This window comes from Singulisphaera acidiphila DSM 18658 (genome assembly GCF_000242455.2).
Classification (GTDB): Bacteria; Planctomycetota; Planctomycetia; order Isosphaerales; family Isosphaeraceae; genus Singulisphaera; species Singulisphaera acidiphila.
In genome coordinates, this window is record NC_019892.1 from 4,664,429 (window position 1) to 4,685,658 (window position 21,230).

Annotated in this window: 13 protein-coding genes; 3 read left to right on the top strand and 10 right to left on the bottom strand. The window is 63.7% G+C overall.

Features of this window, described 5'->3' with window-relative positions; all coding sequences use genetic code 11:
- Window positions 1–55 precede the first annotated feature (55 nt).
- From SINAC_RS18315 to SINAC_RS18360, 10 genes are all read right to left on the bottom strand, one after another.
- Window positions 56–3,358: a CHAT domain-containing protein gene (locus SINAC_RS18315; RefSeq protein ID WP_015247105.1), complete on the bottom strand. Its 3,303-nt coding sequence runs from the start codon at window positions 3,356–3,358 to the stop codon at window positions 56–58.
- Between the two features lie 137 nt (window positions 3,359–3,495).
- Window positions 3,496–4,605, bottom strand: coding sequence for a hypothetical protein (locus tag SINAC_RS18320; protein WP_015247106.1), 1,110 nt, complete (start codon window positions 4,603–4,605; stop codon window positions 3,496–3,498).
- A gap of 370 nt (window positions 4,606–4,975) precedes the next feature.
- Window positions 4,976–7,201 carry a caspase family protein gene (locus tag SINAC_RS18325; RefSeq protein ID WP_015247107.1) on the bottom strand — a complete coding sequence of 742 codons (2,226 nt, stop codon included), beginning with the start codon at window positions 7,199–7,201 and terminating at the stop codon, window positions 4,976–4,978.
- Window positions 7,202–7,335: 134 nt separating this feature from the next.
- A complete protein-coding gene (locus SINAC_RS18330; protein WP_015247108.1) occupies window positions 7,336–8,457 on the bottom strand; it encodes a hypothetical protein in 1,122 nt (373 codons plus the stop codon).
- A gap of 735 nt (window positions 8,458–9,192) precedes the next feature.
- A complete protein-coding gene (leuD, locus tag SINAC_RS18335; protein ID WP_015247109.1) occupies window positions 9,193–9,861 on the bottom strand; it encodes a 3-isopropylmalate dehydratase small subunit in 669 nt (222 codons plus the stop codon).
- Window positions 9,862–9,868: 7 nt separating this feature from the next.
- The gene (leuC, locus tag SINAC_RS18340) at window positions 9,869–11,272 is read right to left on the bottom strand and encodes a 3-isopropylmalate dehydratase large subunit (RefSeq protein WP_015247110.1); all 1,404 of its coding nucleotides are present in this window, start codon (window positions 11,270–11,272) and stop codon (window positions 9,869–9,871) included.
- Window positions 11,273–11,559: 287 nt separating this feature from the next.
- A complete protein-coding gene (locus SINAC_RS18345) occupies window positions 11,560–12,384 on the bottom strand; it encodes an MIP/aquaporin family protein (RefSeq protein ID WP_015247111.1) in 825 nt (274 codons plus the stop codon).
- Window positions 12,385–12,710: 326 nt separating this feature from the next.
- Window positions 12,711–13,448, bottom strand: coding sequence for a hypothetical protein (locus SINAC_RS18350; RefSeq protein ID WP_015247112.1), 738 nt, complete (start codon window positions 13,446–13,448; stop codon window positions 12,711–12,713).
- A gap of 42 nt (window positions 13,449–13,490) precedes the next feature.
- Window positions 13,491–14,525 (bottom strand): DUF1559 domain-containing protein, encoded by a 1,035-nt coding sequence (locus tag SINAC_RS18355; RefSeq protein ID WP_015247113.1) that lies wholly within the window; start codon window positions 14,523–14,525, stop codon window positions 13,491–13,493.
- 77 nt (window positions 14,526–14,602) lie between these two features.
- Window positions 14,603–14,791, bottom strand: a complete 189-nt coding sequence (locus SINAC_RS18360; protein WP_015247114.1) for a hypothetical protein — start codon at window positions 14,789–14,791, stop codon at window positions 14,603–14,605.
- A 550-nt stretch (window positions 14,792–15,341) separates the two neighbouring features.
- Here SINAC_RS18360 and SINAC_RS18365 point away from each other — a divergent pair.
- The 3 genes from SINAC_RS18365 (at window position 15,342) to SINAC_RS18375 (ending at window position 20,763) form a co-directional block, all read left to right on the top strand.
- Window positions 15,342–15,947: an RNA polymerase sigma factor gene (locus SINAC_RS18365; protein WP_015247115.1), complete on the top strand. Its 606-nt coding sequence runs from the start codon at window positions 15,342–15,344 to the stop codon at window positions 15,945–15,947.
- Window positions 15,907–18,597 (top strand): serine/threonine-protein kinase, encoded by a 2,691-nt coding sequence (locus tag SINAC_RS38000; protein ID WP_015247116.1) that lies wholly within the window; start codon window positions 15,907–15,909, stop codon window positions 18,595–18,597. The genes SINAC_RS18365 and SINAC_RS38000 overlap by 41 nt, the downstream gene beginning before the upstream one ends.
- Before the next feature lie 126 nt (window positions 18,598–18,723).
- Window positions 18,724–20,763 (top strand): redoxin domain-containing protein, encoded by a 2,040-nt coding sequence (locus tag SINAC_RS18375; RefSeq protein WP_015247117.1) that lies wholly within the window; start codon window positions 18,724–18,726, stop codon window positions 20,761–20,763.
- Window positions 20,764–21,230 lie beyond the last annotated feature (467 nt).

The following is a 21,230-nucleotide window of genomic DNA, read 5'->3' on the forward strand; positions in this document are numbered from 1 at the left end:
GTGAAACACTTCCCGGCGATGGAATGCGATTTCGTCCGGAGACTGGAGAGTCGCATCAGTTTCCGAATCGTGTTCGATCATCGCCGGAAGCGGTGTAGACGGCCCAGAAGTAGGGATGGATCCAAGGTTCCGGATCGGCGGAGGTCCGCAACTTTTTGAGAAAGGCTCTCTGAGACGTCGAGAGGGCTTGAGGGGCTGGTTCGCCCGCCGCCAGGTTGTTGAAGAAGGCGCCGATCAACTCTGGACCGGAGCCGTCGTAGACATCCCAGAGGCCGGAGACGACGGTCCTTGCCCCGGACCTCAGCAGGGCCCGTTGAATCCCGAAGAGGTCGTCCCCAGGCAAGGGCGAGCGATCGGCGAGGCCCGTGTAGCAGGCGCTCAGGACCACCAGATCCGCCTGGGTCGAACCCCCAAAAAGCTCCTCTGCGGTAAGCCGACCATCATCCTTCGCTTCGGGAAAGAGCAGGATGGAACTCGTCAACGGACGGTCGGCGACGTTCGTGCCGTGGGTGGCGAAAAGAACCATCCCGGCTTGGGAGAGCAAGGATCGACCGGCCGCCTCGCTTGCCTCCCCTTCGAGATAGACACGGTCCACCTTGCCGCCGAAGGCTTTCCGGAGGTTGGCAAGGTCATCACGGACGCCGGGCAGTGGGGCGGCTCCAGGGAAATTGGCGATCCCGGCGGCACCAACTCGCGTGATCGGTCGAGGGGCGCGTTGTCGCAACAGGTCCCACGTCGTCAGCGACGGAGAGTGGCAAAGGGCAAACGGCTCATCGAGCAAGAATCGGGGTTGAACCATCTCCGACGAATCTTTTCGGCCTGCGTCTCGCTCGGTCACCAAGGCCGCAAAAGGAAAGTAGTGGAGGATATGATGGGGGACCACCACGACCGTCTTTGCCTTCCTGAGTTCCGCGAGCAGGTCGGTGGGCAGCAAATCGATTGCGAACTCGTGGAGGGTCTCTTGCCACTGATGGTCGAACCCCTGGCCAGCCAGGAGCCGGCTTCGCATTCGGGTGGCGTAGTTCTCCACCCCGCGAAGGTAGGTCCGGACTCGTGCAACCAAAGCCTGGGAAGCGATGGGGTGTCCCTCTCGATCCTTCAACTCGAAGACCAGGACTTGGCCCGACGTCGTCACCACGAAAGCCCAGGCCCGCCTGGAGCCGATGAGGTATTCGACCGCAGCCACTTCGCGAGGCCAATCGGCGAGGATCGCCGGCAATGGACGTGGCCCTTCCTCGTCGGCCTGGGCTCTGGTCCGGCTGGCGGCGAGAAGACCCTCGAGCGCGCGGGCCTTGGCCAGTTCGGCGTAGTGAAGCGCCTCGGCGGGCTGCCCGTCGGCGATCAGTAACTCGACGATCTGCTCGTTGAGATAGGCACGGCGGGCGATGAAGCCGGCGACCCCCAGCCCGACCCCATCTCCCGGAACCTGGTCGAGGACGAATTGGGAGAGGCGGTGCGCGATCAGAAGACCCTGGAGCGCCTGCTTGCGGTGGGCCGTTTCCCCGGCTCCCGAATCCTGAGGCCCCGATCGGAGCTGATTCAGGGCGAGTAGCCGGTGCGTGCTCTCGATGCCGACGAGCGATCCGGCCTCCTCGTATTCCTGCAACGCCTGCTGGGTGAGCCGTTCACAGTCTGCGAACGAACTCCGTGCCTCGGGGCGGCCGAGGTCTGTGGTATGATTTCTGAATGCGAGTTGTGCCAGGATCTCGCGAGCCGTTGCCCGGATCACGGGCTCCACCCGAACGTCGTCGCGGGAGTCGGCGACAACCCCGGCCGCGAGTGTCCTCGCCTGTTCCGTCGCCGCAAGGACCGCGGCCGGGAACCGGCGCTCTTCCGAGGCTGGATCTTCGAGGGTTTGGATCAGGTCGGCGAGGAGCGCGTAGAGGCGGGCGAGATTGGTCTCGACGACCGCGGCCTGAGCTGGCTGCTGCATCCCTTTCGCCAAGGTTCGAGCGGAGTCGTACTCGTGGAGGGCGGCGTGCCAGTCGCTCAGCGTCGACAGGATCGGGAGCCGGCCCCCGGTCACGATCTGGTAGGCGTGGTTCTGAAGCCGGTCCTGCGAGCGACCCAGCAGGAAATTCCCATAGTTATTGTGCGCCCGGAATTGGTCGGCGGTCGTCGACTCGCTCTCGTTCCCGTCGCGCCCGAGGGCTTCGACCGCAACCAAGGCCTCACGGAAGAGGCGGTCGGCCTGTGCTTCCAGGGCCAATCCCGACTCCGCACGGATCACGGCGTTGTAGAGCTTGGCCAAGGCTTGACTCCGAGGAGTTGCTTCCCCCTGGTCGATCGCCGCAAGTGTCGCCATTGCCTCCCGCCATCGCCCTGCGCGGAATTGGCCTCGCGCCTGGTCGATTTTCGAGTCCCCCGTCGGGTCCACCAGCGAGGATGGGTCGGCCACGGCCGCTCCGGCTAAACGTCGCTCCAGGTCGGAGCGGGTTTGGCGGAGGAACGACGTGAGCTCCTCCTCCGGCAAATGATCCACGACGTCGAATGCGTCGGTCAGGTAGGCCAGGGGTTTGCCCTCCTCGTCGACCTGGGTCAGCAAGTGGGCGACCGCAACCAGGGCGGAGAGCCCGTCTGCGCCCTGGCCGCGAAGCTTGGCCAGCTCATCGAGTGGGCGTTGCACCTCCTCGCGAAGGGCATCGTCCTCGACCCGAAAGGTCACGGATTCGCCTCCCCCTTCGATTCGAAGGACGTACTCGCCGGCGGGTAACCCCGCCGCGAGCGCGGGGGGTAATCCTGGGATCTCGCTCCACGACAGTTGATGCTTCCCTTCGGGAAGTGCGATCTTGACGAGGAGATGGCCGTCCCGAAGGAGCAACGCCGCTGCTTCGGGAAAGGGGGGGCCTTGAGGTGCGGGCCGCCGTCGGATCGTGATCCGAGGCCCGATCAACGGCCCATTGGACGGGGTCAAGAAGGGGGAGTTTCCCCGCATGACCGACGACCCGAGCAGCGGGACCAGGAACGTGGTCGACGGGATCGAACCATTCCCGCCCGCAACCGTTTCAGCCGGGCCTCGGCCTCGAGTCGCGGCCGAAAGCATGGCGGCCCCTTCCGTGTTCCGCTCAAGTTCCTCCCGCGCCCAGCGGCCTCCTTGCCCGAGGAAAGCCCAACGTTCTTGACCGCCATTCTCCCAGACGATCAGGCCACGAGACCCTGGGGCGAGCTCGACCGCTGTTCCGTTGACCTCCTTGACCGACAGTCCCCCTTGCCCATCGACCACAATCAAAAAGGCGTGACTTGGACTTGCAGCCTCGTCCATCCCATGGGCAGGCGGGACCCCAACGCCTCCGAGGATGAGCCCACTGGCGAGCCAGAGAGCGAGGCCGTGACGGGCGCTGAGGGAAGGGCGATTCATGGGCGATTGTCCTTCAAACTCCAGCCGACTGGAACGGGGATTCTCGGGCTTTTGGGATAGATCCCTGGGCCGAGAATCCCCTCGTCACGCGTTACCGAATCGATGGATTCGAACATGAAAACCGACGGTGATCCCGATCAGGGAGATACCCCACCTCCACCGCTGCTAGGGAAACCGTTCCCTCCCAGGTAGACCGTCCCGTTCTGAACCCAGGTGGTCCCTGCCTTGATGAAGCGGACGAAGGTTTGGCCGTAGTGATTGTCCATCTCGTTGGCGTTGGTCACGGGAATGCCGTCGAGTCGCACGACGACATCGCCCAGGGCGAGTCCGATCTGATCGAACGGCGAGCCGGGCGGCGGCGGCGATGTCAGCCGGGCCGCGTAGAAATCGTATCCGGGGATGCTGATTAGCTGAATCGTGAACTGAACCTGAAACCTGGAGGAGTAATTGCCACCGACCACTTGTTGGTACGCCTGCGGCCCCGGACGGTTGCCGGCCGAGAGCTTGTCGAGAAGCTTGGAAACCGACGACGGTTCGCTCTTTCCCTCCGGCAGGTTCCGAGTCGCCTCGGCCACCATTTCCTTCAAGGCTTGGCGTTGCTTATCCTTCAGATCGATGATCTTGGGGATCTGGCTGTCGAGCTGGTTGAGCGCCTCACGATCGGCCGCGAGCTTGGCCGACTTGATCTTGCCCATCCAAGTCTTCAGTAATGCCACTTCTGTTGTGCTAAGATCGTCGATGGAGACAGGGGCAGGGGAGTCCCCCCGAGACGTGGATGCGAGCTTGCGAGTGACATTGAGCGCGTTGGCCAGCGCGTCGTTGTTTCGCGCCTTGGCGGCTCGGATCAGGCGGTCGATGGTTTCCGGTTGATTGGTCTCGATGGCGAGCTGCGCGGCTAATTCCGCGACCTGTCGCGAGTTCAAAGCTTGATGCGGTCGCTGCAGGGCTTCTTCGCCGGAGGCGAGCTGGAGGGCGACGTCGGCCATGAGTGCCGCATCCATCTCTCGCCAGGCGGTGGACAGAAGCTTCAGGTCGACATACCGGCTGAAGCCGGGGTCTTGCAGCTCTTCGCTCAGCGGAAAGGGATCCGCCGATTTCGGCACGGCCCGCGCTGGGCTCGCTGCGCGGTCGGTCGCCACCGGTTTCGTGACCCCCTCGTCTCCATCCGCCCGGAGCGGTTCTGTAGCGAGAAGGGTGGCTAAGAGGAAGAGCCCAACGGCGGCCACTTCCCGACGACGGCTTCTCATTCGATGCCTCAACATGGATGCACTCCAAGAAAAAAAAGAAGGCTGGGCCGATCTGGTGAGCCGCGTCGAAGCGGTTCCAACGGGATCACTTGCTCTCCGCGCAGCTCGAGTGAGCTTGAACCCGAATTTCGAAGACGACGAATCACATCACGATGGCGATCCTCGTATTTATAGGCAAAAAATCAGATGTGCTTGCATCGTTGAAGCTTATTTAGTTGAAATTTGTTGTGTCAAATCATGTGTGGAATCAGTCTGGTTCCCGCCCATTGTCCCTCTTCAAGCTGATGACCCAAAGGAACTTGCAATCGGACCTTCCCGGTAGGTGGCAATGAATGGCTCGAAGCGATACACCTGAGTGGGGCTGAGTTCGTTAGGGGCTGGCCCTGAATGAGACGGTGCCGGCCGTCCAGGACTCGTCATAGAGCCTTCGGGGCTTCATGCGTTTGTCGCCCCGCGTTTTGAAGTAGGTCTGTTCGAGCAAGAGGGTATCGAGCGAAGCCCCCTTGCCTCCCAGATTGTCCTCGCCTCGGGTCTTGGGAAGATTGGGCTGAGAGAGCATGTAGTACGAGTTGGGCTCGCGGGTCGCGAGGATGATCGTGAGCCGGTCTCCGAAGCTTCCGTCGCACTCGAATGCATCGGTGATCCGCGACTGACCGGGGTCGAGCCGTTGCTCGCCAGAGACCTCGCCCCCGGCAGCCTCCTGGTAGGGCAAGACCTGGTCGATCCCGAGGTCGGCGTCGACCGCCAGGACGGTGATGTACCACGGCTTTTGCGACGCTTCGGCGTTTGCGATCCGATAGGCGTAGCGGCCCCCTTTGCGCACCACCAGCCCCCCTTCTTCAACGGGCCAGGGACCTGTTTTCGCGATCGCGCCGGATTCGTCCACCGTGACGGCCAACAACTCGATTGTGATGGGGCTGGCCTGATCGGTGGAGCGCCGAGCCTCGGACAGCCGGATGAGGTTCCGGGCGCGGCAAATCTGGCGGAGCGTCTGCTGAAGTGCGGGGCCCGCCTCTTCGGGGACCTCAAGGGAGAATGGGCCCCAGCCTCCTCTCAGCGACGCGGGTACGTTGCTTTTCTCCAAAGGCGAGGACGTGTCGATCTCGAGCTTAGGCCGTCCTGTGGCCGGGAAGAGTGCGGCAACGTTTCCGTCGATCCGGAGGAGGTAGTCGCAGGGCTGATCGCCCGTGGCCCACTGCAACCAACGTGACTCCTCGGGGCGATTCGCGGTCGTCAGCGTTTCGAGGATCAACGGCGGCAGGTCAGGGGAGTCGGGGCCGAGCCCAGGCCCATCCTTGTTTGCCGACTTTGCCCGAGTGACGCGCAGGCGGAGACCGAACGCCCCGTGCTCGTGGTGCCGCTCGATGGCGAAGCCGCCCTTGAAGCCGGCCGGCAAAAGAGCCTCGGTTCGTCGGCCGTTTTCCCAGCGGAAGAGGTCGACGGTGGCGGTCGCTCCTTCGACCGCTTTCACGGACAGCCAGGCGGTCGAGCCATTCTCTCTTTCCGCCTCGGCCGGCTTGGCGACGATCTTGGCGGGCTGGTCGTAGAGCTCGAACTGGGATCCCACGGTGATCCCGTGGAACGCACCTGCCTTGAGAAGGGCCACCGAGCGGTCGGTCCCCGAAGCCATGACCTCCCAGTAGGGTTTCCGGTCCGCGTCAACCCCGCAGCCGAGGACGGTATCGCGGAGTAGGCTGCCGGTCCCCTCGAGTTGGGGAAGTGGAGGTTGTGCGACGGACGGGTCGACCCGATAACGAGAGACAATCTCGTCCCGGAGCAATTCATAGGAGAGTGTGGAGAGGGTGCGAGTCTCGTTGAGCACCTGGAGCACGAATCGGGTGAGCAGCCCGAAGTGCTCTTTCCCCTGCTGGTATTCGGGCTCGACCTCCTGGGCACGGCAGGCGGAGAGCACCACGGCGCCGGCGGCCAATCGTCGCTCGTTGATCTTGCGGCCACCGAGAGCCGGAACCGAGGCCGCGAGACCTCGATCCAGCTTGCGGACCTTGGTGGCGCCTCGAGCTCCGGTCCCCGAGTGGCAGCAATCGAGCACCAGCCAAAGACGCGTGCGTCCCCCCGCGCAGACCTCCTCCGCGAACGCGAAGAGCTCGTCATCGCGAAGATCCTGGAGGCCCCCCTGCTTGTCGGCATCGTATGGCACGATGGTCTCGTCGAGGCCGTCGGCCTCGTCGCAAAGCGGATCCCCTTCCGGTTGATCCGGCACCTGGGAGCCGTGGCCGCTGAAGTGGACCAAGACCTGGGCGGGCCTGGAATTCGGCGGAAGGTCGCGGACCCGTTTTGTCAGGTCGCTAAGCCCCTTGCGAATCGCTGCGCCGGTGGCGGACTCGTCAACGAGCGTGACGACATCGTCGGGTTGGAACCCGAAGCGAGAACTCAGCAAGAGTTCCCGTATCGCCTCAACATCATTACGCGATCCGTCAAGCTGCTCAGAAGCGCCGAGGTTCTGATATTTCGCCACGCCGACGAGGAGCGCAAACTTCGGTTGTGGACTTGAAATCGGATCGGCAGCGAGACCGTCGCCCCCTCGGGCGATGCCGACCATGCAGAACAGGATCGTCCGTTTCCAGTGCCGAAGCATCCAAAGATTTCCCTTGGGCGTCCATTGACCGGCCCCCGGGGCCCCCGCTCGCGCGAGCGGCCCCGCCTCCTCTCCTTCTGCGCGTTCGGCAGGATCGTCCGGGACCGGCCAGGAGTCTCGCTCACCCTTTTCTTTTAACCCGGGAATGGGACGGGGACTGGGACAGGTCCACCGCCGCCTCCACCCCCGCCGCTCAATGTGCCCCACCACCGGTTGACCATCGGGCTTCCGAAGTTGCCGAAGCCCCAGGAACCCTGAAAACGATTCGGTCCCGTCATCGCCCAGTAGAACCAGCCTTGGCTGCCGCCAAGCTGCCATTGGCCGTACAGGCCGTTGGAACTGACCGGCACGCCGGGATTCCCAGGCGGAAATCCTTGAGAGATGTTGTAGAGCTGACCGACCGAGCCGTCCGGCAGGTAGTAAGAGCCCGAGGCCCCGTTCAGCGTCACCGCCGCGTTGACGGAATTGCCGTTGGGGTCGATGTAAGTCGACTGCCAGTTGCCGAACGGTGCAAAACGACTGGAAGCATTCAGCTTCTTGAGGGCCTGGCCGAGCTTGTCTGAACCCTCGGGCACCTCTTGCTTGGCCTTCGCGATCCGGCTGGCCAGGAACGTTTTTTGCTCCTCGGGCAAGTCGGTCAAGGCCTTCACGAACACCTCGAGTTTGCCGAGCACCTCGAGATCGCCGCTCCGTCGGGACGTGTCAGCTTCCTGAAGTACCGATTTGAGGAATGCCAACTGATCCGGAGTCGTGGTTCGTAGTGAAACCTTGAGATCCTGCCCCTCATCACGAGTCGTCATGCCGAGTTTCGCGACCGTCTCGATCTGGGACGCCAGCGCGTCATCGCCGACGTTCTTGGCGGCCTTGACGAGTCGTTGCAGTGTGGCACGATCGTTCGTATCGACCGCGATGCTGGCCGCAAGTCGAATGGCCATGTCGGCGCTGAGGATTTTGTGCTCGCGCAACAAGACGCGTTCCCCGTCCGCCAATTGCAGGGCGATATCGGCGGCCTGCGAGGCGTCATTTCGCGCAATCGCCTGACGAAGCAGCGTGAGATCCACAAAGCGAGAGAACGCCGGATCCTGAAATTCGGGCAGGCTTGAAGAGTTTAGTGCGGCGGCGGCCTCCCGATTCGCCGTTGCTTTTTCCCGAGTCAGCTCGTCGTCACCCGACGCGCCGAGGGCCCGCCAAGACCCGGCCGTTACGACAATGAACACGGGGGCCACGATTACCCAGTGAGAAGATTTGTGGATCACGCGACGGCTCCTCTGCAGTCCGGCAACAAACGACAAAGACTTCCAATGAAGTCGATATAAACGATGACGTTATCACAGTCGAAAAGTTTTCCATAAAAAATTTTCAAAGACTTACGAAAGGAATTGCGGAATGTAATATTGTTCAGTATGTCTCAAATTGAGCGATGCATTTCTCCGGGGTCAAAATCGTGGGTCTCCCGTCAAACTCCTTTTGAAGGGATTCGTCGCTTACGACTGCATGTCTCAGACCGGCAAGCTTCCCCTCTTGGGTTTCCCCATGCGCATGACGAAACAAAACTCGCAAGCTCGACGTGACCGGCCGCCGGAGGCGCAGAGAACAAAAAACGCGGATGCGGGTCCAGTCGAGGCGGCTTCAAGTCAAATGAAGAGAGTGCCGTTCGGTTGGCTCCAAGTCGGGGCACGGAATCAATCTTTGTAGAATGAGTTCTGCGAAATGCGTAGAAACGTCACTGACGATTTGTGGGAATCTTTCGCGACGAGCCCCTCCGACGTCGCCGGGCAACGATTGAGGGGGCTTTTCGGTTGAACGAGACAAGGGTCGAGGCGGAGGCTGCCGATGAGCCGCGGAATGCGGCACGTTGATGATGTGTTTTGGGGCTGTTAAATGGAAAACGTCCTCCCCATCTCGCGGCGATCGAGTCGCGAGGCAGGGAGGACGTTTGGTTTTCGGCAAGTCTGGAGACAGTCTTCGCCGAGCGAGTGATGAGGCGCCGCTCAGGCCGTCTGTGGTGTGAGCCAGGCGGGGGCGGCCTGCTCGTGTTTGCGGATTGCCTCGTCGTTGAGCAGGGTCTCGGAGATTGCGTCGAGGCCGTTGAGGAGGCGGTGGCGATCGGCTTCGGAGACGTCGAACGAGAATCGCTTCTCTGCGCCTTGCGCGGGGTGGAGGGTGATCGCCTGGTCGCGGAGGTCGATGGTCACCTCGGCTCCCCCTTCGGTGCGACCGGCGTCGGCGATTTCCTTCCAATCGGCGTCGGCGAGTTCGATGGGGAGGAGGCCGTTGTTGAAGGCGTTTCCCTCGAAGATATCGGCGAATCCTTCGCCCTTACCGGGCGCGATCACGGCGCGATAGCCCCCCTGGGCGACGGCCCAGACGGCGTGCTCTCGGCTCGAGCCGCAGCCGAAGTTGCGGCCGACCACCAGGATGGACGCTCCTCGATTCGACGGGTCGTTGAGCGGGAATTCCGGGTTATCCGGGCCGGCCGCGGTCGGGTCGTCGACGGCCGGGGCCGCGCCGGGGGCGTACCGCTTGTCGGCGAAGAGCAGGGGGCCGTAGCCGGTGCGCTCGATCCGCTTGAGGTAGCGGGCCGGGATGATCAGGTCGGTGTTGACGTCGCTCCAGTCGAGCACAGCCACCCGACCACGATGGGTCACGAACGGTTCCATGATATCCTTACTTGAGAAGGTGGCGGACGTCGGTGAAGTGCCCGGTGACCGCGGCGGCCGCCGCCATGGCCGGACTGACGAGGTGGGTTCGGCCGCCAGGCCCTTGCCGGCCCTCGAAGTTACGGTTGCTGGTGCTGGCCGAGCGCTGGCCGGGGGTCAGCTTGTCGGGGTTCATCGCGAGGCACATGCTGCACCCCGCCTGCCGCCACTCGGCGCCGGCTTCGGAGAAGATCCGGTCGAGACCTTCCGACTCGGCCTGGTCGCGGACCTGCTCGCTCCCCGGGACGATCAAGGCGCGAACCCCTGCGGCGACCTTGCGGCCCTGGAAGACCTTGGCCGCCGTGCGGAGGTCTTCGATCCGGCCGTTGGTGCACGAGCCGATGAAGACGATGTCGACGGGGATCTCGGTCATCGGGGTGCCGGGGGTCAGGCCCATGTAGTCGAGGGCCCGGCGGGCGTCTTCCCGGCTGGCGAACGGGACGTGGTCGGGGTCGGGAACCTGCCCCGTCACGTCGACCGTCATCGCGGGGTTCGTTCCCCAGGTGACCTGAGGTGCCAACGTGCTGGCGTCGATCGAGATGTGCCGGTCAAACGCGGACGGGTCGTCGGTCCGAAGCGTCTTCCAGTCGTTCAGGGCAGCCTCGAGCGCCTTGCCCTTGGGGGCGAACGGGCGGTTGCCCTTGGTGATGTACTGGATGGTCGTGTCGTCGGGCCCGATCAGGCCCGCGCGGGCACCGGCCTCGATCGACATGTTGCAGACGGTCATCCGCCCTTCCATTGTGAGGGCCGTGATCGCTGGGCCGTAGTACTCGATGACGTGCCCGGTCGCTCCCCCGGTGCCGATTGCCCGGATGACGGCCAGGATGATGTCCTTGGGTTCGAGCCCGGCCGGCAGTGTGCCCGTGACCTCGATCCCGAGCGAGTGCGGCTGCCGCCCCTGCCAGAGGGTCTGGGTGGCCAGGACGTGCTCGACCTCGCTCGTGCCGATCCCGAACGCCAGGGCCCCGAACGCGCCGTGGGTGCTGGTGTGGCTGTCGCCGCAGACGATCGTCGTGCCCGGCAAGGTCAGGCCGAGCTCGGGGCCGATGACGTGGACGATCCCCTGGTTTCCGCTCTGCATGTCGTAGAGCGTGACGTCGAACTCGCGGCAATTCGCGCGGAGGGTCTCGACCTGCCGGCGCGACATGGGCTCGCGAATATCGAGCTGATTCTCGGTCGGAACGTTGTGGTCGAGCGTGGCGAACGTGAGGTCGCGGCGGCGGACTTTACGCCCGGCCAGTCGGAGCCCCTCGAACGCTTGCGGACTCGTCACCTCGTGGATGAGATGCCGGTCGACATACAGCAGCGTCGCCTCGTCGGTGGTCGTCACCACGTGGCGTTTCCATACCTTCTCGAACAGGGTCTCGGGCATCAACGGCGTCCTTCACTTCTCGCTTCGTTTTTCAATGCGATCAGGTGGGGCAAGAAACCAATCATTCCAAAAAAATGAGTCAGGGGGGGGGACCCTATGCCCCAGACACGCTCGTCGCGGTTGGGTTCGACCGACGAAGGCCCAGCGCGCCTCTTCAATTCAATGAATTCTAGGGCTCGGACAGGGACGGAGCGAGCCGATCCCACCCCACCTCCGGCGGGAGGAGGGGGCACCCCAGCCGATTTGCGCGGGGGAACCCTCTCTTCCAGAATAATCAATCCTCAGGCTCAGGGCGAGAGGCGGCCGGGCGGGCTGGGCTCGTCGACGGGGGGGAGGTGGCGATGGATTGCCAGGTCGTAGAGAGCCGTCCCCACGATTCCGCCGGCCAGTGGGCCGACAATCGGCACCCAGAAGTAGTAATTGTGGGATTGAAAGACCGCCGGTCCCCAGCCGAAGACGGCCGACGCCAGCCTGGGGCCGAGGTCACGCGCGGGGTTGATCGCGTAGCCGGTCAGGCCGCCGAGCGAGAGGCCGATCGCCCAGACGACCGCGCCGACCAGGATCGGCTCGAGGTTCATCTGGGGGGATGCGTTGCGGCGATCGGTCACGGCCCGGACGCCGAAGAGAAGGAGCGCTGTGCCGAGGAATTCGCTGAAGAAGTTGCCGGCCAGCCCATCGAATGCAGGGTAGGTGGCGAAGACGCCCGCTCCGCCCGCTGCGGGGAGCTTGCCGTCAATCAGGGTCCCCCGGACGATATGGTGGGTGTGCTCGAAGGCCGCGAAGGCGGCGAAGTAGTCGGCATAAACCAACGCCGCGCCACAGAATGCCCCGGCGAGCTGGGCCGACCAGTAGGGGAGCAGCCGGTCCCAGGAGACCTCGCCACGGGTGGCCAGAGCCAGCGTGACGGCCGGGTTGATGTGGCCGCCGCTTAGCCGGCCGCTGACGTAGACGCCCAGCGTGACGGCGAGTCCCCACCCCGTCGTGATCACAATCCAGTTGCCTTGCATGTCCAGTAACTGGACCGAGGCCACGACTCCGTTGCCCAGAAGGATCAGGAGCAGGGTGCCAAAGAATTCTCCAATCAGGACGGACCGCAGCGGGGGTGGTTCCATAAGAACGCCGATACCCTTCCAAAAGAGTCAGGAGGTCGTGTCAATAGATCGGTTTGGGAGGAGCGAACTCGAACCTCGCAATCCCGTCGACGGCCCCCAAAAGGAGAAGGCCAAGAACACCGAACAGCGCGGTGTGGCGCATCGGCGCGAACCCATCGGGGATAATCATTCCGGGTGTTGAATTACGAAGGAGGCCGTCCCCTCTTCAATGAACTCTGGCAAGCTTGAAGAGGCGACGTGTACTTCGTACCAGGCAGGCCAGGCGCAAGTCAATCAGATTCACGCGATTGCGCCATTTCGAAATGTCTGCCGACCCCGTGGCATTCTCAGGAGGGATCGTTCTCCGGGCTGACGAGCAGTACCGCCCCCAGAGCGATGGAGATCGCGAGAGTCAAGCGAGCGAACAGGCGAGCCGCCAGGCTGAGAGGAACGGCGCTATAGGTCTGATCCACCGGGAAGAGGCAGGCCCCGCCGATCTGGACGAGGCAGGCCCCGGCGACGGCCCCGATCAAGCCTCCGATCGCGGCCTTGAGGATTTGCCGGCCGCCACCAATCCCGATGCCAAACGCTGCGCCGGCCGCCGTTCCCAGAGCGACGGCGAACGCCGAGTGGAACGCGGCGGCAACGAACAGGTCACGCGAGATCTGGTCGGCGCCTTGGGCGAGATACCTCGGCAGCAGCCACCAGACACTGCCGGCCCCTGCCGCCAGCCCCAGGATCAGGCCGGCCGTTCCTCCCGCCACGCTGCGTCGCACCGGCCTGGCTGTCGCGAGTCCCAGGCCAAGCCCGAGGAATCCTCCGAGCGTGCCTTGGATCAGGGTCGCCTCAATCCGCTGCCCTTGCGCGTGGCGGGCGTTGTGACTGGAGGCTCCGGGACTGTTGGGGTCGGCCGCCTCGGGGTCGAATCGTCCGTGGATCGCCTCGCCGACCGCCCCGGCGATCAGCCCTGCCAGCAAACCTGAGACGAGCACGCGAGCCATCAGCCTTCGCCTAGGGTCGGCCGCCGTGGCAGGGCGATGGGCTGATCCGGCGAGGACTTCGGATTGCTTGTGAACCTCATTCATGTTGGATTTGCTCAATTGAAGGAGACTCGATATTCAGGCCGTTCAGTACGCATCGGCGCTGAGGATTTCCCCCTTGCCCCGGGTGCCCAGCGCCCACCATGTGGTCTGGGCGATCGAGTCTTTGATGAACTTGACGCTGCCGTCGGCGAAGAGGGCGTTGACGCCGCCGGTGTGGAAGCTGGAGGTGTTGGCGAAGTTGGCGCCGTCGGCTCCGCAGCCACTGCAAGAGAAGCGGCAGGAACTCCAAGGTGACTGCTTCGAGTTGGGCGTGATGATGGTGTTGAACAACGACAGCCCGGTGGTTCCCCAGCCCCAACGCTCCCCGCGCCGGTTCGTAAAGGGACCGGTTCCAGCGTTCCAACTGCTGTTGCACGCGGTGATTCCCGCCTGGACCGCCGTGAGGTTGGTGTAGATGTCGGCGATCCCGGCGCCGCCGTCGGACGTGCCGAAGACGACCGAGTTGCGCCGGGTCAAATTGTCCTTCGCATCCCCACCGACCAGCGCCTCGGAAAACGCGATCGTGTTCGATGAGCCATCGGTCACGGAATTGAGACCCCAGGCCACCTGCCGGGCGAATAAACCGGTCGCCGTGTCCGCATAGAAGCCGGCCGAGGTTCCGATGGAGGCTACGTAGTTGTTGAAGCGGGACGGGCCCGACATGGCGTCCGACGGGCACATGAAAGCGGCGACTCGCATGTTATAGATCGTGGCGTTGGCCGCGGTTGCGGGATATCCGGAGGGATAGGTTGGGCAGATGTTCCAGTTGATCGCGTTGTACATCACCGTCTGCTCGAGGTTGGCCAGAAGCAACGCCTGGGTGCTCCAGTTGTTCCACCAGTCGTTTGCGCCGGTCACCGTGGTGAGGAGCGTCGCTCCCATCGGGAAGGTGTTATTGGTGCTGTGATAATTGTGGAGGGCCAGACCAAGCTGCTTGAGGTTGTTGACGCACTGCATGCGCCTGGCCGCCTCGCGGGCCGCCTGGACGGCGGGCAGCAGGAGCGCGATCAAGACGGCGATGATGGCAATGACGACCAAGAGCTCGATCAAGGTGAAACCGCGACGGGGAGCGAGACCCATGACTTGGACTCCTTCAGATTTGAATGATGACAAACAATTGGCGGAGTCGAACGTTCGCATACGCTAAGGAGAGCTCGTCACCGCGGCGGTGTTTTCGGGTACGCGGCCCTGGAGCGATCCGTCTCCGCCACGTCCTCGGGCGACATGGCCGGGGCGACCGTGCCCGTTTGCTTGGACGCGTCCGAACAGCCGCTGAACAGCGGTGCCCCGATGCCGCTCAAGACCAGGGCCAGGAGCACACCACGTGGATCGATAGAAGTCGACATGTTCGAGTCATCTCCGATTTTCGCCACCCGAGTCGACTCGGGTGGCGGATGATTGGGAACAAAACGAAGGGGAACCGCGGGGCGTCGCGGTCTAACATCTTTTCAAGAAGAAAAAACATAATCAAAAAGAGAGCGATCATTTGAGACTGTTCTGCGGACCGCAAGGCCTGTCCTTTGAGGTTTGCAGGCCCTCCGTCACCGCAAGGCGACAGTGGTCGTAGGCCTTATTGGTCGCCTTGGCTTGCGCCGTAAACAGAACAGCAAGTGGATGGAATCCTTTTTTTGTCTTGATCCTCGCCATCAAGACGTCGGTCGGCCCGGGTATTCCAATGGCGTCTCTCACTAGGGTGGATCAAGATCCAGAAGGTTTTTCGCCAAAAAATCTGGGATTGAGGCACAGAGTAAGGTTGCATCAACGAGGGCCTTCCCAAACAATGAGCAACAAGGGGATGCGCTCGCTTGGGGGTCTGATCTTTCCTCCTTGAAGGTATGAGCGAAAGCGAAGCCGGGAAGGATGACTGCGGGCGAGTCACGAGACGAGGTGAAGCCAATGATCACCGACCACAGTGACTCCGTCGCGACGACCTCTGCGGAGGAAGTGGGGTTCGGGGCATTGATGGCGCGGCTGCGTGCGGGGGACGAGGCCGCGGCCCGCGAGTTCTACGAGCGCTGGGTCTGGCGGCTCATGGGCCTGACGCGGGCCAGGCTGGGGCGGTCGATCGTCGTCAAGGAGGATCCGCAAGACATCGTCCAGTCGGTCTATCGCAGTTTTTTCAGACGCTATGGCGCTGGGCACTTCCAGGTCGAAGATTGGCACGACGTCTGGGCCTTGCTCGTGACGATCGTGCTGCGGAAGTGCGCCAATCGTCGGCAGTTCTATGCGGCCGAATGCCGCACCTTGAAACGCGAGACAGCGACCGGGCTCGATGATCGGGCTGCGGACGACCCGACGCCCGAAGATGAGGCGATGCTCGCCGAGATGGTCCAGCGGCTGCTGCTCAGCTTCCCCCCCGCTGAGCGGGCGGTTGTCGAGCTGAGCCTGCAAGGTTATACGGTCAAGGAAATCGGCAAGTGTCTCAACCGCGCTGAGCGCTCGGTGTATCGGATTCGCGAGCATGTTCGGTCGTGGCTCGAACTTCAAGCGATCGGCGACTGATCGGAGAACGGAGCAACGCGCAACGACCGACCTCAAGGACAAAGACCCTCCCATGGCCAAGGTCGACCCCTCTTTCTCTGCGCTTTGCAACACGAGCTGGCTCGGCCGAGAGCGGATCTTGGCCCAGTTCGAGTCCGACTGGTATGAGGGGGAGCGGCCATCTATCGAGGAATACCTTCGGAACGACGTGTCCGTCCCCTCGCTCTTGATCGAGTTGGTCTCCATCGAGCTGGAGTTCCGGGCGCGAAGGGGAGAGCCGATCGATGCCTCTGAGTACCTCCGGAGGTTCCCCGTCCTGGCCGAGAGCGAGGAGCAAGTCCGCGAGCTGCTCGACGCGGTCGACTCGCTCCGAACCGATTCGCGGCGCACTCGGGGACCGAGGACGCAACCCACGACGACCGCTCCCGGCGGCGAGGTCCGGTATCGGCTTGATCGCTACGAACTGCTCGAGCAGGTTGGCCAGGGCTCGTTCAGCGTCGTCTACCGAGCGCTCGACACGCAGCTCGACCGCGTCGTGGCCGTGAAGCTCCCTCGCTCCGGCTGCTGGTCCGATCTCGAAGCGAGGACCCGATTCCTCCGCGAGGCGCGCAGCCTTGCCCGGCTGAACCACCCCGGAATCGTGGCGGTGCACGACGCGGCCGAGCGCGAGGGCAGCTTCGTGATCGTCAGCGAGTTCATCACGGGCGAGACCCTGGCCGAGCGGCTCCTTCGCGGTCGGCCGACCGCTCGCGAAGCGACGGAATTGCTCGCCTCCGTCTGCGACGCGATCGCCGCGGCGCACCAGGCTGGCGTGATCCACCGCGACCTCAAGCCCGCGAACATCATGATCGATGGCGACGGCAGGCCCCGGGTCATGGACTTCGGACTCGCCCGGTCATCGGCCGACGAAACCGCTCTGACCGTCGAAGGTCAGGTGCTCGGTACCCCCGCCTACATGCCGCCCGAACAAGCCAGCGGAAACCACCACGGCGTCGACGAGCGGAGCGATATCTATAGCCTGGGCGTGGTCCTGTTCCAGCTCCTGACCGGCCATCTCCCGTTCCCGGGCCACGGTTATCAGTTGATCGCTCAGATTCTCGAGAATGACCCGGCTCCGCCGCACCGGTTCGACAGCACGGTCCCGGTCGACCTGGAAACGATCTGCTTGAAGGCGATCGCCAAGGAGCCGGGCCGACGGTACAGGTCGAGCGCCGAACTCGCCGACGACTTGCGGCGCTTCCTCCGTGGGGAGCCGGTACACGCCAGACCGGTTGGACCAATGGCACGGCTCTGGCGCACCTGCCGGCGCAGGCCGTTTGCCGCCGCCACTCTCGGCACACTCGCCCTGATGGCGATCGCCAGCTTCGGCGTCGTGACCTGGGAATGGCGGCGAGCGGAACGGTTCCGTGCCCAGGCGGAGGCCAATCTCGTGGTCTCGGAGCAACAGCGGCTGAGACTGCTCGCGGTTCTCAAATCAGGGCATCAGGCGCTCTCCCATTCTCTGATGATCGAAAAGAACCGGCTCCAGTACGGACGCGACGCGATCTCGCCCGATTCCTGGTGGGTCGATCGACTCCTCGGCAACTGCTCGGCCCTCATCGAGCAATTGAAGAAAGAGCCGGCCCTGAAGCCGGAACTGGCCGAGATTCTCCTGCACAAAGGGGATCTCGAATTCTCGGCCGATCATTGTGACCTTGCGGTCGCTTCCTGGGAGTCCGCCCGCACCTTGTTGGAGAACCTCGTCGCTGAGCGTGGGGATGACCCTTGGTGGCGACGGAACCTGGGCCACTGCTATCAGGTCATGGGGCAAATTCAGGAGGACAAGGGCCAACCCGCCGAAGCCGCCCGGCTCTATCGCCAGTCCGAACGGCACCGATTGCGCTCGTTCGTGCTCTGTGAGCAGAAACTTCGCAGCCATCCCGGTGATTTCGACGTGCAATATATGATGGCCCGGGCAAGCACCGGACTCGGAACAATCCAGATCAAGCTGGGACGGCCTTCGAAAGCACGCTCGATCCTGGAACGTGCGCTCACCGATTGGGAGCGGCTCCTCAAGCTTGATTTCTCGAATGCCGCGGTGCGTGGCGCCCTCGATTATTGCTGCCGACAGCTCATCGAGGTGACCGCCGCATTGCACCGGTCCGCCCCCTCGGCGGAAGCCCGAAACGAGAGAGTGGCGATCCTGCGAGCACTCGACGAATGCCTTCGGATCCAGGCCGACCTTCAGAGCCGGTCTCCTGCCGATCTCACGAGCCTCAACATGCTTGGCGTTTGCTCCTATTGGAAGGGAGCGATCGAGACTGATTTGGGCCGGAGCGAGGAGGCACTCCTCTCTTTTCAACACGCCGCCGCGCGGTTCTCGAGGTTGTCCGAGATCGAGCCGACCAGGCCGGCTCACCGCTCGTCTCTGGCCGCCTCTCTCCACTACGTGAGCACCAGGCTGAGCGCATTGGACCGACACCCGGAAGCCGTGGTCACGTTGCGCCGCGAACGGGAACTGCGAGATACCTTGCGGAATGAACAGACAAGCAACACACGATCGAAAGGCGGACGTGCATCGAACTGGCACCAACGAGGAGTCGATTTCCCTACGAGAGCGACAGGGAATCCCAACACTTGCCCAGGCCACTCCTACGCCGTCGGGAAGCGGTTGGCTGGCGAAGAACTGTAAAAGAGGGGCCGCCTGGCGGCCCTTTTTTCGCGGGTTTCGAGAGCGGCCCCTTTTTTGGCCCTGACAGTTGTGGCAGGATGGCGTCGATCCAGGCCGATTCCGACGACCCGACGAGTTTTGCCAGCCATGCTCACACAAGGCCGATCGATTCTGCCGTGTCTTGGTGTCTGTCTCGTTGTCGTGGCCGGGTTGGCCTCGGTTGCGTGGGGCGAGTCTCCGCCTGAGGTCTCGTTCCGGCTCCAGGACTTCCGAGGTGCCTGGCATGCGTCGGACGAGGTCCGTGACCGCAAGCTGATCGTGCTCGCGTTCCTGGGGGTCGACTGTCCGGTCGCTAATCGCTATGCGCCGACGCTTGCCGAGCTCGCGGGCGAGTTTGGGCCACAGGGGGTCGCGTTCTTTGCCGTCGACGCCAACCGGCAGGATGGCCTGACGGCGATGGGCCGGTTCGCGGACGTCAACAAGCTCTCGTTTCCGTTTCTCAAGGACGCCGGCAACGTGCTGGCCGACCGCCTCGGGGTTGAGCGGACGCCCGAAGTCGTCGTGCTCGACGAGGCCCGCAAGGTCCGGTATCGGGGTCGGGTCGACGACCAGTTTACCCAGGCCGCTCACCGGCCCTCGCCGACGCGCCGGGACCTCGCCGTCGCCCTCGGGGAACTGCTGGCCGGGCGCGAGGTGTCCACCCCGACGACGGCAGCCGTGGGGTGTCGGATCGGCCGGGCGCGTCCGCCGGGGAAGGGCTCGGTGACGTATTCGGGGCAGGTGGCGCGGGTGTTGCGGGACCGCTGCGTGGTCTGCCACCGCCCTGGTGAAATCGCCCCGTTTGCCCTGACCTCGTACGAGGAGGCCGCCGGCTGGGCCGACTCGATCGCCGAGGTTGTTCGCGAGGGCCGGATGCCCCCCTGGCACGCCAGCCCCGACCACGGGAAGTTCCGTAACGAGGCCCGCCTGACCGACGAGGAGAAAGCTGCGATTGCTGCCTGGGCCGCCGACGGCGCTCCTCGAGGTAACCCGGTCGAGCCGCCCGCTCCGTCCCCCCACGCCGCCGGCTGGCGCATTCCGGAACCCGATCTGGTCGTTGAACTGCCGAGGGCCGTCGAAGTGCCCGCGTCGGGCGTTCTTCCCTACCAGAATTTCACGATCGACCTGAAGCTCGACCACGACATCTGGGTCAAGGCTTCACAGGTGCGGCCTCAGAACCCGGCGGTCGTGCATCATCTGGTTGTCTACGCCCTCCCTCCTGGCCAATCGTCGGGGAACCCGCTCGACCACGATATCATCGCGATGTACTCCCCGGGGATGCCTCCGCGTATCCTTCCGGAGGGGACGGCCAAGGTGATCCCGGCGGGGGCGAAGCTCCTGGTGCAGGTTCATTACACCCCGCGCGGGACGCCCCAGACCGATCGCAGCCGGATCGGCCTCTCGTTCGCCGACCGGGCGACCGTCCGGAAGCGGATGACCTCGGCGATCGCCATCAACTACGAGTTCCGTATCCCTCCGAAGACTGCCGACTACCCGGCCACGGCCGAGCACCGCTTCAATCAAGACTACATCCTCTACGCGCTCCTGCCTCACATGCACCTCCGGGGCAAGTCGTTCCGCTACGAAGCCGAGTATCCGGACGGCCGGCGCGAGGTCCTTCTCGACGTGCCCCGTTACGAATTCGATTGGCAAAATGCCTACGTCCTCGACGAGCCCAAGCCGATGCCGGAGGGGACGGTCATGCGCTGCCTGGCCCGGTTCGACAACTCGGTCGACAACCCGAATAACCCCGACCCGTCGCGGCTCGTCACCTTCGGCGAGCAGACGAACGACGAGATGCTGGTCGGCTACATGGACGTGACGCTCGGTTACCAGGACCTGAGTGTCCCCGCCCCTTCGGCGACCCCTCGCGACGATGGCAATTTCGACGTCACGTTCCGCCACCGCCCCCCTGCGGGCACGAAGCGGGTCCAGCTCGCGGGCACGTTCAACAAGGATTTCTCTCCCGTCCAGCCGCTCGACGGACCCGGCTCCGACGGGCTCTACACGGTGACGATTCCTTTGCCGCCAGGCCGTTACGAATACAAGTACGTTCAAGACGGTAAGAACTATCGCCACGACCCCGCCAACTGGCGCCAGGCCGGCTTTTTCAACAACAGCGTGCTTACCGTCGGCAAGACACCCTGACTGGAGGCCTGGCCCGGCCGAAAGGCATGGCTGGCTATACGTGGAGCGGACGCGGGGCTTGCTCGTCTTTACGTGGCCGAGAAGTTGGTGGTTAGCGAAGGCGATGTGGGGTGTCAGAGATTGGGCTGGCATGGCCCGCGACTTCGGAAGGTTGATCAATTGCTGGAGCGAAGTCCATTTCGGGCTGGACGAGGCTCCTGATCTGGGCTAGACGGTTTTTCTCAACTGTTGTAGTTTGTTAACGGTCAATACATGACGAAGCAGGTTGTTACCAAACAGCTTCGACGACTCACATCTCAGCTTGTCTCAGCTTATCCCGTCTCGACTTTCGCTCCATCGAAGCGGCCGTTTGGCGGCCGTCGACGGTCTTAAATACCCTTTGCGTCTTCGGATGGCGGGGGGGAGCCGGCTTGAGTGGGGTCGGGAATCAGCCCATTCCGGGCATTTCTCTTCATGGCCGCCGGCAC